Below are 16683 nucleotides of genomic sequence, written 5' to 3'. Positions count from 1 at the left end.
TCACTCTCCTAACAGGCGCATCATTTCCGCTTCGTCGATTACCTCGATGCCAAGCTCCTGCGCTTTTGCCAGCTTCGAACCGGCCGCTTCCCCGGCAATCACCAGGTCGGTTTTCTTCGATACGCTGCCCGCCACTTTTGCCCCCAACGCCACCAGGCGCGCTTTCGCGTCATCGCGCGAGAGCTGGCTCAGGCTGCCGGTCAGCACCACCGTTTTACCGGCAAACGGGCTGTCGATCTCTTCGGCATTAACCACTACCGGTGCAGGCCAGTGAATGCCCTGTTCCAGTAATTTACCGATCACTTCACGGTTGCTCTCTTCGGCGAAGAAGTTGAAAACGTGGGTAGCGACCACAATGCCGACATCAGGGACTTTCTGTAGCTCGTCGATGGTGGCTTTCTCCAGCGCGTCCAGCGTGCCGAAATACGCCGCCAGCCCTGCCGCCGTCGCCTCTCCGACTTCACGAATGCCAAGCGCGTAAAGGAAACGGGCAAAGGTGGTGTTTTTGGCCGCCTCGAGCGCATTGACGATGTTCTGGGCTGATTTCGGCCCCATACGATCAAGACCGGTCAGCTTACCTGCCGTCAGGGTAAAGAGGTTCGCTGGCGTATGGACGTACTCTTTCTCAACTAACTGGTCGATAATCTTGTCACCCATTCCGTCGACGTCCATCGCCCGGCGGGAGACAAAGTGCTTCAGGGACTCTTTACGCTGCGCGCCGCAGATTAACCCGCCCGTACAGCGCGTTACCGCTTCACCTTCCACGCGCTCAACGTCCGAACCACATACCGGACAGTGGGCTGGAAACTCGATGGCACGGGTATCGGCAGGACGTTCAGACTCCACAACGTTAACCACCTGTGGGATCACGTCGCCCGCGCGGCGAATCACCACTTTGTCACCAATGCGCAGGCCCAGGCGGGCAATTTCATCGGCGTTATGCAGCGTGGCGTTACTTACCAGCACGCCAGCCACCTGCACAGGCTCCAGACGCGCCACAGGCGTAATCGCCCCCGTACGCCCTACCTGAAACTCCACGTCGCGAACGAAGGTCATCTGCTCCTGCGCCGGGAACTTAAAGGCTACCGCCCAGCGCGGCGCACGGGCCACAAATCCTAACTGTTCCTGCAACGCCAGCGAGTTAACCTTGATCACCACGCCATCAATATCAAACCCGAGCGTGGGACGATCCTCTTCAACCTTGTGATAGAACGCCAGCACCGCCTCCGGAGAGTCGCAGAGCTGCACGCGGTTGCTAACCGGTAACCCCCACTCTTTGAACTGCATTAAACGACCCAGGTGAGTATCTGGCAGGTCACCGCCTTCCAGGATCCCGACGCCGTAGCAGAAGAAAGTAAGCGGTCGCTTCGCGGTGATTCGCGGATCGAGCTGACGCAGCGAACCTGCCGCCGCGTTACGCGGGTTTGCAAACACTTTCCCACCGGTACGACGCGCTTCTTCGTTGATCTTCTCGAAGCCCGCCTGCGGAAGGAATACTTCCCCGCGCACTTCCAGCCGGGCGGGAATGTTATCGCCACGCAGTTTCAGCGGGATCGCACGAATAGTGCGCACATTAGTGGTGATGTCTTCCCCGGTAGTGCCGTCGCCGCGCGTTGCGGCACGCACCATCACGCCGTTCTCATAAAGAATGCTAACGGCCAGACCATCCAGCTTTAGCTCGCAGCACCAGCTCAGATTGTCGATGCTCTTCAGGCGATCCTGCACACGCTTGTTGAAAGCCAGAAAACTCTCTTCATCAAACACGTTATCCAGCGACAGCATCGGCACTTCATGGCGCACCTGGCTGAAAGCGCCCAGCGGTTCCGCGCCGACGCGCTGCGTTGGGGAATCGGGCGTAATCAGTTCGGGGTGCTGCGCTTCCAGCTCGCGCAGTTCACGCATCAGGCGGTCATATTCCGCATCCGGCACTTCCGGTGCGTCCATAACATGATAGAGATATTCATGATGGCGAAGCGTGGTTCGCAGTTCAGTAAGTTGTTGTTCGATTGAGTCCATATCGCACCATCAATGAGAAAAACCCCCGACAGGCGGGGGTTGAGGAGGAGGTGAAGTTAACGCGACGATTACGCGTTCGCTTCCTTAACTTCGCGGATGCGGTCCTGATACTCGCGCAGTTTCTGCGGCGTCATCATTCGACGCTGATCGTCGAGCACCACACCGCCCACTTCGTCGGCGATGTGCTGAGCGGACTGTAGCATCAGCTTAAAGTTTTGCAGCTCGTCACCGTAGGACGGCACCTGCATAAAGATCGTAACCCCCGGCGTGACGAAATCACCGGTCATTTCCGGGTCAAACGTGCCTGGATTGACCATATTGGCCAGGCTAAACAGCGCCGGACCGCTACCGTCAGGACTCAGGTGGCGATGGAAAATATTCATGTCGCCGAACTTGAAGCCTGCCTGTTGGATGCTGTTAAGCAGCACGTCACCGTTCAGATGGGTGCCATGATGAGCAGCCACGTTCATGATGATCACCGCTTCTTTACGCTGCGGCTTTTCAACAACCGGTTCTGGCTCTGCGACCGGCTCTGGCTCAACGCGCGGAGCGGGCTGTGGCGCAGGTGGTTCAGGCTGCGGCTGCGGTTGTTGTACCGGCTGCGGCTGCTGAACAGGCTGTGGCTGATGCACTGGCTGTGCAGGCTGTTGCACAGGTTGCGGCTGTACAGGCTGTGGCGCAACGGGCTGCTGTTGCACAGGCTGCTGCGGCGGATGACGAACAGGTTCTTCCACTGGCGGCGGCGCTGGCTGGCGCGGCTGGGCAGAGGCATACGGTGGTTGATACTGGTGCTGCGGAGCGCGGGGGGCTTCATGCTCTCCATGCGCTGCGCCGGGCGCAGTATTGACCCGATGAACACGAACTTCACCCACGCCGTCGTCGTCAGGACCGTCGATGTCGTCTTCAACGTCATCGTCGTCACGACTGGACTTCATGCGCTTCAGTGGACGATCGCGAAACATAGAGGAACGCTCTTTACGGCTGGTCCAGAAACCATGTACCAGTAAAGCGATTATGGCGATCGCGCCAACAATGATTAATATCAGACGCAAATCCTGCATCATTATATTCTCTGTTGTTCTAACACCTTGCCACCACGGCAAACATTTACTCACTAAGAGTATTTGCCGTTTACGTCAAGTGCAAGTGTATGCAGAGCATTCACAGCATAAAGATGAACTAAATCGTGCTTTTTGCTGGTTTTTCGAACATTTCCGAACTGGTCATTGGCCCGTAACTGGATAATATAGGCGGGCAATTCCACTGGTTGTGTAAAAAGGAGTACAGCCTGGTATGGTTTCAACATCTTCTTCTGCCCCACGCAGCGGGGTCTGGTACTTTTCTCAGGGCTGGAAACTGGTCTCCCTGCCGGGCATTCGACGCTTCGTTATTTTGCCGTTACTGATCAACATTATTCTGATGGGCGGGGCCTTCTGGTGGCTGTTCACCAGACTGGAAAGCTGGATCCCTTCCCTGATGAGCTATGTGCCGGACTGGTTACAGTGGCTAGACTACCTGCTCTGGCCGATTGCGGTTATCTCCGTGCTGCTGGTTTTCGGTTATTTCTTTTCGACGATAGCAAACTGGATAGCCGCGCCGTTCAACGGTCTGCTGGCCGAACAGCTGGAAGCGCGCCTGACCGGTGCGACGCCACCTGACACGGGCGTACTGGGGATCGTGAAAGATCTCCCCCGCATCATGAAGCGTGAATGGCAGAAGTTCGCCTGGTACCTGCCGCGGGCGATTGTGCTGCTTATTCTTTATTTTGTACCCGGGATTGGCCAGACGGTCGCGCCCGTGCTGTGGTTCCTGTTCAGCGCCTGGATGCTCGCTATCCAGTACTGTGATTATCCGTTCGATAACCACAAAGTGCCGTTTAAAGAGATGCGCACTGCCCTGCGCACTCAGAAGGTTGCCAACATGCAGTTTGGCGCGCTGACCAGCCTGTTCACCATGATCCCTTTCCTGAATTTGTTCATCATGCCCGTCGCCGTTTGCGGCGCGACGGCGATGTGGGTGGACTGCTACCGTGCTAAGCACGCGTTATGGAAGTAATGCAAAAATGTGTAAAAGAGGGGTGGCTTATGCCGCCCCTTATTCCATACTGATCCCCATTATTTCCTTGCAGCATATAGATATGCGATTTCCTTACTTCCCCATACCTGTTCAACAGGTATGCTGGGTCGGTATCCCAATTTCATACAGTTAAGGACAGGCCATGAGTAAGATTTATGAAGACAACTCGCTGACTATCGGTCATACGCCCCTGGTTCGACTGAACCGTATCGGTAATGGACGCATTCTGGCGAAGGTCGAATCTCGTAACCCAAGCTTCAGCGTTAAATGCCGTATCGGTGCGAATATGATTTGGGATGCTGAAAAGCGTGGCGTGCTGAAACCTGGCGTTGAGCTGGTTGAACCCACCAGCGGCAATACCGGTATCGCTCTGGCCTATGTTGCGGCGGCGCGTGGCTATAAGCTGACGCTGACTATGCCTGAAACCATGAGCATTGAGCGTCGTAAGCTGCTGAAAGCGCTGGGTGCGAACCTGGTCCTGACCGAAGGCGCAAAAGGCATGAAGGGCGCGATTCAGAAGGCCGAAGAAATTGTTGCCAGCGATCCGGCAAAGTATCTGCTGCTCCAGCAGTTCAGCAACCCGGCCAACCCGGAAATTCATGAGAAAACCACCGGCCCGGAAATCTGGGAAGATACCGACGGTCAGGTTGATGTGTTTATCTCCGGCGTAGGCACCGGCGGTACGCTGACCGGTGTGTCTCGCTATATTAAAGGCACGAAAGGTAAAAAAGATCTGATTACCGTTGCCGTTGAGCCAACCGACTCACCGGTTATCGCTCAGGCGCTGGCAGGCGAAGAGATCAAACCTGGCCCACACAAAATCCAGGGTATCGGCGCTGGCTTTATTCCAGGCAACCTGGATCTGAAGCTGATCGATAAAGTCGTCGCCATTACCAATGAAGAAGCCATCTCCACGGCGCGTCGCCTGATGGACGAGGAAGGCATTCTGGCGGGTATCTCTTCCGGTGCGGCGGTTGCGGCAGCCCTCAAACTGCTGGAAGATGAAACCTTTACCAATAAGAACATTGTGGTTATCCTACCGTCTTCGGGTGAGCGTTACTTAAGCACAGCACTGTTTGCCGATCTCTTCACAGAGAAAGAACTGCAACAGTGATGCCAGCATGTTAAAAACGCGTAAAAAAGCACCTTTTCAGGTGCTTTTTTGTGGCCTGCTTCAAAGTTTTACCCCTCCTGGCATTGCTTCACCCCGTTGGGTCTGGTATTTAAACCAGCAATTATTTTGATGCGCGAAATTAATCGGTGAACGAAATAGCGTTGCTGAATCGATTTTATGATTTGGTTCAAGTCTTGCTTTCACTGCATAATGTTTAATGACGATTGAAACGTCAGCGCTAACTATACAGGCTAAAGTTAAGTCGCCAGGCTAGACTTTAGTTCCACAACACTAAACCTATAAGTTGGGGAAATACAATGTTCCAGCAAGAAGTTACCATTACCGCTCCGAACGGTCTGCACACCCGCCCTGCTGCTCAGTTTGTTAAAGAAGCGAAAGGCTTCACTTCTGAAATCACTGTGACTTCCAACGGCAAAAGCGCTAGCGCAAAAAGCCTGTTCAAGCTGCAAACTCTGGGCCTGACTCAGGGTACCGTTGTTACCATCTCCGCTGAAGGTGAAGACGAGCAGAAAGCAGTTGAGCATCTGGTTAAGCTGATGGCTGAACTCGAGTAAGTTTACCGGGTTCTTTTCAATATCAGTCACAAGTAAGGTAGGGTTATGATTTCAGGCATTTTAGCATCCCCGGGTATCGCTTTCGGCAAAGCATTGCTGCTGAAAGAAGACGAAATCGTCATTGACCGGAAAAAAATTTCTGCCGACAAGGTTGATCAGGAAGTTGAACGTTTTCTGAGCGGTCGTGCCAAGGCATCTGCGCAACTGGAAGCGATTAAAACTAAAGCTGGCGAAACTTTCGGTGAAGAAAAAGAAGCCATCTTCGAAGGGCACATTATGCTGCTCGAAGATGAGGAGCTGGAGCAGGAAATCATAGCCCTGATTAAAGATAAAGGCATGACGGCCGACGCGGCTGCGCATGAAGTTATCGAAGGTCAGGCATCTGCCCTGGAAGAGCTGGACGATGAATACCTGAAAGAACGTGCGGCTGACGTACGTGACATCGGTAAGCGCCTGCTGCGCAACATCCTGGGTCTGGCCATCATCGATCTGAGCGCGATTCAGGACGAAGTCATCCTGGTTGCCGCTGACCTGACCCCGTCTGAAACCGCACAGCTGAACCTGAACAAGGTGCTGGGTTTCATTACTGATGCAGGTGGACGTACCTCCCACACCTCAATCATGGCGCGTTCTCTGGAGCTGCCAGCCATTGTGGGTACCGGTAGCGTTACCTCCCAGGTTAAAAACGACGACTATCTGATTCTGGATGCCGTAAACAATGTGGTTTACGTCAACCCAACTAACGATGTGATCGAGCAGCTGCGTTCCGTTCAGGAGCAGGTTGCTACCGAGAAAGCGGAACTCGCTAAACTGAAAGATCTGCCAGCTATCACGCTGGACGGCCATCAGGTTGAAGTGTGCGCTAACATCGGTACCGTACGTGACGTTGACGGCGCTGAGCGCAACGGCGCGGAAGGTGTAGGTCTGTATCGTACTGAATTCCTGTTCATGGATCGCGACGCTCTGCCAACGGAAGAAGAGCAGTTTGCAGCGTACAAAGCGGTTGCGGAAGCGTGCGGCTCGCAGGCTGTAATCGTCCGTACCATGGACATCGGTGGCGACAAAGAGCTGCCGTACATGAACTTCCCGAAAGAAGAGAACCCGTTCCTGGGCTGGCGTGCCGTGCGTATCGCCATGGATCGCAAAGAGATCCTGCGTGACCAGGTTCGCGCTATTCTGCGTGCCTCCGCTTTCGGTAAACTGCGCATCATGTTCCCGATGATCATCTCTGTTGAAGAAGTGCGTGCACTGAAGAAAGAGATCGAAATCTACAAACAGGAACTGCGCGACGAAGGTAAAGCATTTGACGAATCCATTGAGATCGGCGTGATGGTGGAAACACCGGCAGCCGCGACCATTGCGCGTCATTTAGCCAAAGAAGTTGATTTCTTTAGTATCGGTACCAATGATTTAACGCAGTACACCCTGGCAGTTGACCGTGGTAATGATATGATTTCACATCTCTACCAGCCAATGTCACCGTCCGTACTGAATTTGATCAAGCAAGTTATTGATGCTTCTCATGCAGAAGGTAAATGGACTGGCATGTGTGGTGAGCTTGCAGGCGACGAACGTGCTACACTTCTGTTGCTGGGTATGGGTCTGGACGAATTCTCTATGAGCGCCATTTCCATCCCGCGCATTAAGAAGATTATCCGTAACACGAACTTCGAAGATGCGAAGGTGTTAGCAGAGCAGGCTCTTGCTCAACCGACAACGGACGAGTTAATGACGCTGGTTAACAAGTTCATTGAAGAAAAAACAATCTGCTAATCCACGAGATGCGGCCCAATTTACTGCTTAGGAGAAGATCATGGGTTTGTTCGATAAACTAAAATCTCTGGTTTCTGATGACAAGAAAGACTCCGGAACTATTGAGATTGTTGCTCCGCTCTCCGGCGAGATCGTCAACATCGAAGACGTGCCGGATGTAGTTTTTGCTGAGAAAATCGTTGGTGATGGCATTGCTATCAAACCAACTGGCAACAAAATGGTTGCTCCAGTTGACGGCACCATCGGTAAAATTTTTGAAACCAACCATGCGTTCTCTATCGAATCCGATAGCGGTATCGAACTGTTCGTTCACTTCGGTATCGACACCGTTGAACTGAAAGGCGAAGGCTTCAAACGTATCGCAGAAGAAGGCCAGCGTGTTAAAGTTGGCGACCCGGTAATTGAATTCGATCTGCCGCTGCTGGAAGAAAAAGCGAAGTCTACCCTGACTCCGGTTGTTATCTCCAACATGGACGAAATCAAAGAACTGATCAAACTGTCTGGCAGCGTCACCGTGGGTGAAACCCCGGTTATCCGCATCAAGAAGTAATTCTTGCCGCACAGAAAAATGGCGCCTTCGGGCGCCATTTTTGTTTATGCCGGCAGGATAAGCTCGTCATAGCCTTTCGACTGCGTATAGATCATAACGTCAGTCACCCGATCGCCCGCCATGCGAATGGCATCGGCAACGGTTTTCCCTCCCACAATGCCGCTGACCAGCTCCGAACAGAACAGATCGCCCGTTCCTTTCAGATCCGTCTCTACGCGCGGGTGCGCGCTTACGGTAACACCTTCTTCGCTCACCAGCACAACGTGGATATTCTGCGGATCGTCAGACACTGGCGCACTGGTGATCGCTACCCATTTCAGCGAGTCGGACAGCAGCCCCTGCGCGGCGGCAATGGCGCTCTCCGGCGTACGGCACGGTTTGCCGCTCAGCACTTCAAGTTCATACACGTTGGGCGTAATGCCCTGGGCCAGCGGGAGCAGATGCTCACGGTAGGCTTCAGGAATATCCGGCTTCACGTACATCCCGCTATCGATATCCCCAATTACCGGGTCGACCAGCACCAGCAGATCGGGATGTTGCACTTTGATTGCCTTCAGCCACTGCGCCAGCAGCGCGATCTGGCTGGCGCTGCCCATATAGCCGGTGGTGACCGCTTTAAGCTCGCGCAGGATCTCGCGCTCTTCCAGCGCCTTAAGGTAGCCGCTGAACCACTCGTCCGGGATCACCCCGCCGTAGAAGGTGTCGTAGTGAGGCGTATTGCTGAACAGCACCGTTGGCACGGCGGTAACGTTCAGCCGGTGGGTGCGAATATTCGGCACCGCGATGCTGTTTCCCACGCTGCCGTACACCACCTGCGACTGTACGGCGACAATATCGGTTTGCTGCGCCCGGGTGTTATCCCGGAATAAAATCATCTCCATGACGCTTAAATCCCCGCCCCCTGCGAATAACTCTCTTCACCAAAGACGCCGGTAGACAGATAACGGTCGCCGCGATCGCAAATAATCGCTACGACCACCGCCCCCGGCGTGGACTCAGCCACCCGGATCGCACCCGCTACGGCACCGCCAGAGCTGACGCCGCAGAAGATACCTTCACGCACGGCCAGCTCACGCATGGTATTTTCCGCCTCGCGCTGATGAATATCCAGCACCTGGTCCACAAGCTGCGCATTAAAGATGCCCGGCATATACTCCGCCGGCCAGCGGCGGATGCCCGGAATGCTGCTCCCCTCTTCCGGTTGCAGGCCGACAATCGTCACCGGCTTCTCCTGTTCGCGCAGAAAGCGTGACACACCGGTGATCGTGCCCGTGGTCCCCATGCTGGAGACAAAGTGGGTGATGCGCTCGTCGGTTTGCTGCCAGATTTCCGGGCCGGTGGTGGTGTAGTGCGCGTACGGGTTGTCCGGGTTGTTGAACTGGTCGAGAAGCTTGCCTTCCCCGCGCTCCGACATCGCTAACGCTAAATCTCGCGCCCCTTCCATCCCCTGCTCTTTGCTCACCAGAATCAGCTCGGCTCCATAGGCGCGCATGGCGGCCCGGCGCTCCTGGCTCATGTTATCCGGCATCAGCAGCTTCATGCGGTAGCCTTTCAGGGCGGCAATCATCGCCAGCGCAATTCCGGTATTTCCGCTGGTGGCCTCAATGAGCACGTCGCCTGGCTTAATTTCACCGCGCTTCTCGGCCTGGACAATCATCGACAGTGCCGCCCGGTCTTTCACCGACCCCGCCGGGTTATTGCCTTCGAGTTTGACCCAGATTTCGCTGCCGTTATCAGGCCCCATGCGCTGAAGTTTGACCAGAGGGGTGTTGCCGATGGTGTGTTCGAGTGTATTCACGATTTTTACTCAATAAAAAAGCCGGGTGGCGCTTAGCTTACCCGGCCTACAAGACGCAGTGATAACTGTAGGCCCGGTCAGCGCAGCGCCACCGGGCGATAAACATACTAATAACCTATCAGGCTGACTCCGCCAGAGCAATATCCTCGCGCGTTTCAATGCGCTCGTTACCGTGATAAATGCGCGCGTGTTGCAGCCCGACAAACAGGCGCTCCCCCCGGTGCGGCGGCACGTCGTCACGCATAACTACGGTCAGCGGCTCGGTGTACCAGCCCAGGGGCTGTACCACCAATTGGGTGTAGTGCCCTTTAGGGCTAGCTTCCAGCACCTGCACCGGAAGCGGTGAATCCAGGCTGGTACGGCGGCTGACGTCCACTTCCCACGGACGCAGGAACAGATCCACCGGCCCCTGATGCGCGGAGGTATACCCCAGCGGCCAGCGGTGCGCGCCAACGTGGAACTGACCGCCGCGAATGGTGCCCTGAAGGCGGTTTACTTCCCCCATAAACTCCAGCACAAAGCGGGTCGCCGGTTCACGCCAGAGCTGCTCTGGCTCGTCAACCTGCTCAATGTTGCCCTGACTCATCACTACCACGCGATCGGCCACTTCCATCGCCTCTTCCTGATCGTGGGTCACGAAAACGCTGGTGAACTGGAGTTCCTCATGCAGCTGACGCAGCCAGCGGCGCAGCTCTTTTCGCACCTGTGCATCCAGCGCGCCAAACGGTTCGTCCAGCAGCAGGATTTGCGGTTCAACGGCTAACGCACGCGCCAGCGCCACGCGCTGCTTCTGCCCGCCGGAAAGTTGAGCCGGGAAGCGGTCCGCCAGATGCGCAAGCTGCACCATCTCCAGCAGTTTGGTCACTTTCGCTTTGATGGCGGCGGCATCTGGACGTTCACGACGCGGCAGCACGGTCAGGCCAAACGCGATGTTGTCGAATACCGTCATGTGGCGGAACAGCGCATAATGCTGAAATACAAAGCCCACTTTACGGTCGCGGGCGTGCAGGCGGCTAACGTCCGTACCGTGGAAGCGAATATGTCCGCTGGTCTGGTGTTCAAGCCCGGCGATAATGCGCAACAGCGTGGTTTTTCCGGAGCCAGACGGCCCCAGCAGCGCCACCATTTGTCCGGAAGGGATATCCAGCGAGATATCATTCAGCACCTGGGTGCGACCAAAAGACTTCTTAATATTGGCAATCTCAATGCTCATGATTTCCCTCCTGATGCTGACGTTTTTCCTGATTCTCTAAACGCCACTGCACCACACTCTTCAAAAACAGGGTCAAAATCGCCATCAGCGTCAGCAACGCTGCGGCAGTAAAGGAACCGACGGTGTTGTAGTCCTGTTCCAGTAATTCAATCTGTAACGGCAGCGACAGGGTTTCGCCGCGAATCGAGCCGGATACCACCGACACCGCGCCAAACTCACCGATCGCACGGGCGTTGGTCAGCACCACGCCGTAAAGCAGTGCCCAGCGGATATTCGGCAGCGTGACGCGGCGGAACATCTGCCAGCCGGAAGCGCCGAGCAGCACCGCGGCTTCATCTTCATGGCTGCCCTGGCTGAGCATCACCGGCACCAGCTCGCGCACCACGAACGGACAGGTGACAAAGACGGTCACCAGCACCATCCCCGGCCAGGCGAACATGATTTGCAGGTCGTGCTCATCCAGCCAGCCGCCCAGCGGGCCATTGGAGCCGTAGAAGAGCAGATAAACCAGACCCGCCACCACCGGAGACACCGCAAACGGGATATCCAGCAGGGTCAGCAGCAGCTGACGCCCCGGGAAGTTAAAGCGCGTTACCAGCCAGGCCAGCAATACGCCAAACACCAGATTCACCGGGACGGTGATCAGGGCAATCATCACCGTCAGCCAGATGGCGTGGAGCATGTCCGGATCGGCCAGGTTTTGCAGCGCGGGCATAATCCCTTTGCTGAAGGCCTGCACGAAGATGTACACCATCGGCACGACGAGAATGAATGCGGAGACCAGCACGCCGGTACCAATCAGAAACCATTTGCCCCAGTTGATGCGGGGCGCGTCATAGCGCTTCAATTGCGTAACTTCCGCCATCAGTGACCTACCACACGTCGACCAAAGCGACTTTGCAGAGTGTTAATCGAAAACAGTAGCAGCAGCGACGCGGCAAGGATCACCGAGGCAATCGCGCTCGCGGCCGGATAATCAAACTCCTGCAAACGGACAAAAATCATCAGCGAGGTCACTTCGGTTTTCCACGCGATGTTCCCGGCGATAAAAATGACCGCGCCAAATTCACCGAGGCTGCGGGTAAAGGAAAGCGCCACCCCCGCCAGCAAGGCCGGAGAAAGTTCCGGCAGCACAACCTTACGGAAACTCTGCCAGCGCGTGGCGCCCAGGGTTTCCGCGGCCTCTTCGTATTCGGGGCCTAACTCTTCCAGCACCGGCTGCACGGTACGTACCACAAACGGGATGCTGGTAAAGGCCATCGCCACCGCGATACCGATCCAGGTATAGGTCACTTTAATATCAAACTTCGCCAGCCATTCGCCGTAAAAGCCGTTCACGGAGAACAGCGACGCCAGCGTCAGACCGGCCACCGCCGTCGGCAGGGCAAACGGCAGATCCATCAGGGCGTCGAGCAGCGTGCGGCCCGGGAAGCGATAGCGGGTTAAGATCCATGCCATCAGCAGGCCAAACACGCCGTTAAAAATCGAGGCCACGAACGCAGACAGCAGCGTGACCTTGTAGGCCGCCACCACCTGCGGATTGGTGACCACTTCCCAGTACTGGGACCAGCTCATCTCAGCGAGCTGCATCACCAGAGCGCTGAGCGGTAACAATAAAATCAGACAGACGAACAGCAGGCTGGTCCCGAGGCTTAAGGTAAAACCCGGCAGCACACGTCTTGTTGATCCTGCAAACATTACTTACGCCCCGCCGCCAGCAATTTGTCTAACTCACCGCCGCTGGCAAAATGCGTTTTCATCACCTCAGGCCAGGCGCCGAAATGATCTTCCACGCGGAACAGCTCGGTCTGCGGGAATTTGTCTTTCAGCTTGTTCATCACGTCCGGATTATTAACGCGGTAGTAATAGTCAGTAATCACCGTCTGCGCCTGCGGGCTGTACAGATAGTTGAGATAGGCTTTTGCCGCTTTCTCTGTGCCGTTGGCTTTGACGTTTTTATCCACCCACGCCACCGGGAACTCGGCCAGAACGTTGGTTTTCGGGATAACCACTTCGAAGCCCTGCGCTTCGTACTGTTTACGAATATTGTTCACTTCGGATTCAAAGCTGATCAGCACATCGCCCAGCCCGCGCTCGGCGAAAGTGGTGGTTGCGCCCCGGCCGCCGGTGTCAAACACTTCGACATTTTTCAGGAACTGGGTCATAAACTGTTCGGTTTTCGCTTTATCGTTACCGTCAGCTTTGTCCGCCGCGCCCCACGCCGCCAGATAGGTATAACGCGCGTTGCCGGAGGTTTTCGGATTCGGGAAAATCAGCTTGACGTCAGAACGCACCAGGTCGTTCCAGTCGTGAATGTTTTTCGGGTTGCCCTTGCGCACCAGGAAGCCCATGGTGGAGTAGAACGGCGAACTGTTGTTCGGCAGGCGGCTTTGCCAGTCCGCCGGGATCAGCTTGCCTTTGTCGTGCAGGATCTGCACGTCCGTGACCTGGTTGTAGGTCACCACATCCGCTTTCAGCCCCTGCAAAATGGCCAGCGCCTGCTTGGATGAGCCAGCGTGCGACTGTTTGATGGTCAGCTTGTCGCCGTTGTTCTCTTTCGCCCACTGCTGTTCAAATGCGGGATTAAGGGCGGCAAACAGCTCGCGCGAAACATCATAAGAACTGTTCAGCAACTCGGTTGCCTGCGCCTGCGCCACCAGCAGTAAACCTGCCAGTGCCAGCGATCCTTTTTTCAGTACAGTAACGGCCATTGCGCACCCTTATAAATGTGATGACTATCTTATAGTCATAATATTTATAACGGAGTCTAAAGGAGTAACGGTTTTATATACCGTTTGGTGATTTAGAAGCAGAAAAGGGAATAAGGGGTGCGGGAGAAATTGCCGGGTGGCGCTAACGCTTACCCGGCCTACGAATGGAGAGCGATTTACAGCGCCAGCAGGCGCTCAACGGACGGCGCAAAGTAGTAGCCGCCGGTCACGGGACGGGTGAAGCGCAGCATGGCGTCACGCTTGCCGTCGGTATCGCCAAACATGCTCAGCAGCTGCTGTTCGATGTTGTAGAGGCGCGCACAGTAAGCGCAGAAGTACAGGCCGTGCGTACCGCTCGCGGTGCCGTACGGCAAGCTCTGGCGAACAATCTTCAGCCCCTTACCGTCTTCTTTAAGGTCAACGCGGGTCAGGTGGGACGTGACCGGACGCGCATCGCCGTCAATCTCTTCATTGGCGTCTTTGGTGCGGCCAATCATCATCTCCTGGTCATGCACGCTCATGCGGTTGAGCTGCCTGAGGTTATGCTCCCAGCGCTGGACGAACACGTAGCTGCCGCCCGCGTCCACGCCATCCTTGATTACAGCCACCTCGCGACGCGTCTCTTCCCCGGCCGGGTTTTCGGTGCCGTCGACGAAGCCGCTCAAATCGCGCTCTTCCACCCAGCGGAAACCGTGGATCTCTTCCTGCACGTCGATGCTGTCACCAAAGGCCTCAATCGCTGCCTGAGCGACGGAGAAATTCACGTCATGGCGCAGGGAGAGGATATGAATCAGGACGTCATACTGGGTGGCGGGCGCAAGACCTTTGCCATAAGGAATAAAGTCTTTCAGCTCTTCTGCGCCTTCGCCGCCGCTCAGCTGACGCCAGACGGTGTTGCCAAAGGCAACCACCGCGCCCAGATGGGCTTCGGGGAATTTGGCCTGAAAGGTGGCCAGTTTATCAACGAAAATTTTGCTGGCCGCGCGCAGGGCATCCACGTCCCCTTTGACGTTGGCTTCAATCCAAATCGCCGCGCGGCAATGTTCTGGCAAAATGCCACTCTGAACCTGAGACATCGCTCCTCCTGAAAAAAAGATGCCACGACAGCGTGGCATTGATGGCGGCTATTATACCTGGATTACAGCGAGGCGGCTTGCTCAGGCGCAAATTACTGCTTCCAGATAATTTTGCTCACTTTCCACTTTTTCAGGGTGTCGTCAGAGGGCATTAACCCTTCCGGACCGTTCCAGGTGCCGCTGAATACATAGCTAATGTGCTGGCTGCCGTCGGCCTTACACTCGACCGCCACGCTATCATCCGACGGCACGCTGGCGCAGTGGCCAAACGCTTTCTGGTAGAGCTCGCCAAACGGCGTACCTACCTTCACGCCACCTGAGGTCGGGATCTCTTCATCCATCACCGCAATGCGGTTGACCGTACCTTTATCGCCGTTGATGACCATCGCCACCTTGTCGTCTTTCAACGCTTCGAAATAGCGCACGATGTTGCCGTTCTCGGTTTTCATGCCGCTGCGCAGGCGATAATCACTGCCGATGGCCTCCTGAATGGCATCCTGATCCAGCGCCGTCGAGGCGGTGATTTTGCCCACGCCCTGCTCGGTCACTTCCGTTGAGGAGCCAAACCAGTTCCACGGATAGGCCGCAGACCAGTTGATGGATGAGAGCGTGGAACAGCCGGTTAACGCCAGCGGGAGAGCGCATAAAAGTAAACGCAGCGATTTCATTGAGACGTCCTTACGTAATAAATCAACGCTTGTTGGAGTGCAGTATCGGCAAAAAGTGCCGTTTTAATCTGACTCTTGCGTAAAACAGGCGCGTAAACGGGGGTTCGTGACCAGCCACAGCAGCGCGACAATATCCGCCACCACCAGCGCAATCCCGATACCGGAAAGCGGCTCGCCGTACAGCCAGAGCACGGGCTGCCAGACCAGGAGCACAACCTGCGCCAGAATCAACAGCCAGCGAAGCGCGCGCCAGAAGCGCGGGAGGAACTGCCGCCGACCGCTGCACAGGAACGCCAGCACCGCCGGTACACCGGGCAGTAACCCCAGCCAGAACGCATCGTGATCGGGATAAAAGAGATTCAGTAGCGTATCGCCCTGCCCGCGTGACGCGCCAGCCATCACGAACAGCACCCAGGTGCGGGCCTGCAACAGCAGAACGCACCAGAATAAAAAAGGCAGACGCAGACGACCGTGAACATCATAGTCGCCAGGGTGGAACTCAGTACTCTTCATCTTCGATCAGGCGCTTACCCAGCGTCAGTACATCCGCGTGCTCGTAGCCCAGACGTTCATACATGCCCAGCACCACGTCGTTATCTTCCCGCACCATAATCTGGATTTTCGGGCAGCCACGGGCGATCAGTTTCTTTTCCAGACGGTTAAGCAGCGCGTTGGCGATGCCGCGCGCGCGATATTCCGGGTGCACGCCCAGATAGTAGGCCGACCCGCGGTGGCCGTCGTACCCGCCCATTACCGTCCCGACCACCTCGCCGTTGACCTCAGCGACCAGAAACAGACTGACGTCGTGATTCACCTTCCGTTCGATGTCCATTTCCGGATCGTTCCACGGACGCAGCAGATCGCAGCGCTCCCAAAGGGTGATCACCTCTTCGAAATCTTCCTGGCGAAAAACGCGTATCTCCATGGTATTAACCGCCTTTTCGGGTTTAAAAACAGTGATTATGGCGTGAACAGGGCATTTAGCCAATAACCGGGGAAAAACTCGCCAAAATTTGGCATAATGTCACTTTGTCACGTATTGAAATGAAAAGTAAAACAATTCTCAATAAGGAATGTCGTCACGCAAAACGCGATACGATATAACACCAGGAC

Annotated in this window: 17 protein-coding genes; 5 read left to right on the top strand and 12 right to left on the bottom strand. The window is 55.6% G+C overall.

Annotated features, from left to right (window positions below; translation table 11 throughout):
• Together ligA and zipA are read right to left on the bottom strand one after the other, a co-directional pair.
• A complete protein-coding gene (gene ligA, locus H2Z33_RS15350; protein ID WP_063134555.1) occupies nt 1-2016 on the bottom strand; it encodes an NAD-dependent DNA ligase LigA in 2016 nt (671 codons plus the stop codon).
• A 68-nt stretch (nt 2017-2084) separates the two neighbouring features.
• Nucleotides 2085-3080 carry a cell division protein ZipA gene (gene zipA / locus H2Z33_RS15345; protein WP_015572226.1) on the bottom strand — a complete coding sequence of 332 codons (996 nt, stop codon included), beginning with the start codon at nt 3078-3080 and terminating at the stop codon, nt 2085-2087.
• A 229-nt stretch (nt 3081-3309) separates the two neighbouring features.
• Here zipA and cysZ point away from each other — a divergent pair, with 229 nt between their 5' ends.
• From cysZ to crr, 5 genes are all read left to right on the top strand, one after another.
• The gene (cysZ, locus tag H2Z33_RS15340) at nt 3310-4071 is read left to right on the top strand and encodes a sulfate transporter CysZ (RefSeq protein ID WP_006811452.1); all 762 of its coding nucleotides are present in this window, start codon (nt 3310-3312) and stop codon (nt 4069-4071) included.
• A gap of 163 nt (nt 4072-4234) precedes the next feature.
• Nucleotides 4235-5206 carry a cysteine synthase A gene (cysK, locus tag H2Z33_RS15335; RefSeq protein ID WP_006811453.1) on the top strand — a complete coding sequence of 324 codons (972 nt, stop codon included), beginning with the start codon at nt 4235-4237 and terminating at the stop codon, nt 5204-5206.
• A gap of 317 nt (nt 5207-5523) precedes the next feature.
• Complete coding sequence (gene ptsH / locus H2Z33_RS15330) at nt 5524-5781, top strand: phosphocarrier protein Hpr (protein ID WP_000487600.1); 258 nt, start codon at nt 5524-5526, stop codon at nt 5779-5781.
• Between the two features lie 45 nt (nt 5782-5826).
• A complete protein-coding gene (ptsI, locus tag H2Z33_RS15325) occupies nt 5827-7554 on the top strand; it encodes a phosphoenolpyruvate-protein phosphotransferase PtsI (protein WP_006811455.1) in 1728 nt (575 codons plus the stop codon).
• A gap of 40 nt (nt 7555-7594) precedes the next feature.
• Complete coding sequence (crr, locus tag H2Z33_RS15320; protein ID WP_003861316.1) at nt 7595-8104, top strand: PTS glucose transporter subunit IIA; 510 nt, start codon at nt 7595-7597, stop codon at nt 8102-8104.
• 44 nt (nt 8105-8148) lie between these two features.
• Here crr and pdxK read toward each other — a convergent pair whose 3' ends face one another.
• The 10 genes from pdxK to H2Z33_RS15270 all read right to left on the bottom strand — a co-directional run bounded on the left by pdxK (nt 8149) and on the right by H2Z33_RS15270 (nt 16495).
• Nucleotides 8149-8985: a pyridoxine/pyridoxal/pyridoxamine kinase gene (pdxK, locus tag H2Z33_RS15315; RefSeq protein WP_015572224.1), complete on the bottom strand. Its 837-nt coding sequence runs from the start codon at nt 8983-8985 to the stop codon at nt 8149-8151.
• Nucleotides 8986-8990: 5 nt separating this feature from the next.
• Nucleotides 8991-9902, bottom strand: a complete 912-nt coding sequence (gene cysM, locus H2Z33_RS15310) for a cysteine synthase CysM (RefSeq protein ID WP_032671795.1) — start codon at nt 9900-9902, stop codon at nt 8991-8993.
• Between the two features lie 118 nt (nt 9903-10020).
• A complete protein-coding gene (gene cysA, locus H2Z33_RS15305; protein WP_017383477.1) occupies nt 10021-11115 on the bottom strand; it encodes a sulfate/thiosulfate ABC transporter ATP-binding protein CysA in 1095 nt (364 codons plus the stop codon).
• Entirely contained in the window at nt 11105-11980 is an 876-nt protein-coding gene (gene cysW, locus H2Z33_RS15300; protein WP_003861305.1) for a sulfate/thiosulfate ABC transporter permease CysW, read from the bottom strand. The genes cysA and cysW overlap by 11 nt, the downstream gene beginning before the upstream one ends.
• Nucleotides 11980-12813, bottom strand: a complete 834-nt coding sequence (cysT, locus tag H2Z33_RS15295; RefSeq protein WP_017383478.1) for a sulfate/thiosulfate ABC transporter permease CysT — start codon at nt 12811-12813, stop codon at nt 11980-11982. The genes cysW and cysT overlap by 1 nt, the downstream gene beginning before the upstream one ends.
• A complete protein-coding gene (locus tag H2Z33_RS15290; RefSeq protein WP_032649009.1) occupies nt 12813-13826 on the bottom strand; it encodes a sulfate ABC transporter substrate-binding protein in 1014 nt (337 codons plus the stop codon). Before H2Z33_RS15290 ends, cysT begins: the two co-directional genes overlap by 1 nt.
• Before the next feature lie 176 nt (nt 13827-14002).
• Nucleotides 14003-14902, bottom strand: coding sequence for a Dyp-type peroxidase (locus H2Z33_RS15285; RefSeq protein WP_017383480.1), 900 nt, complete (start codon nt 14900-14902; stop codon nt 14003-14005).
• A gap of 92 nt (nt 14903-14994) precedes the next feature.
• Entirely contained in the window at nt 14995-15570 is a 576-nt protein-coding gene (locus tag H2Z33_RS15280) for an RpoE-regulated lipoprotein (RefSeq protein WP_015572220.1), read from the bottom strand.
• A gap of 63 nt (nt 15571-15633) precedes the next feature.
• A complete protein-coding gene (locus H2Z33_RS15275) occupies nt 15634-16083 on the bottom strand; it encodes a DUF2919 domain-containing protein (RefSeq protein WP_003861294.1) in 450 nt (149 codons plus the stop codon).
• A complete protein-coding gene (locus H2Z33_RS15270) occupies nt 16070-16495 on the bottom strand; it encodes a GNAT family acetyltransferase (RefSeq protein WP_003861292.1) in 426 nt (141 codons plus the stop codon). The genes H2Z33_RS15275 and H2Z33_RS15270 overlap by 14 nt, the downstream gene beginning before the upstream one ends.
• Nucleotides 16496-16683: the final 188 nt, after the last annotated feature.

Source organism: Enterobacter sp. YSU (genome assembly GCF_016082135.1).
Classification (GTDB): Bacteria; Pseudomonadota; Gammaproteobacteria; order Enterobacterales; family Enterobacteriaceae; genus Enterobacter; species Enterobacter hormaechei_C.
This window is presented reverse-complemented; position numbering and strand designations above follow the sequence as displayed.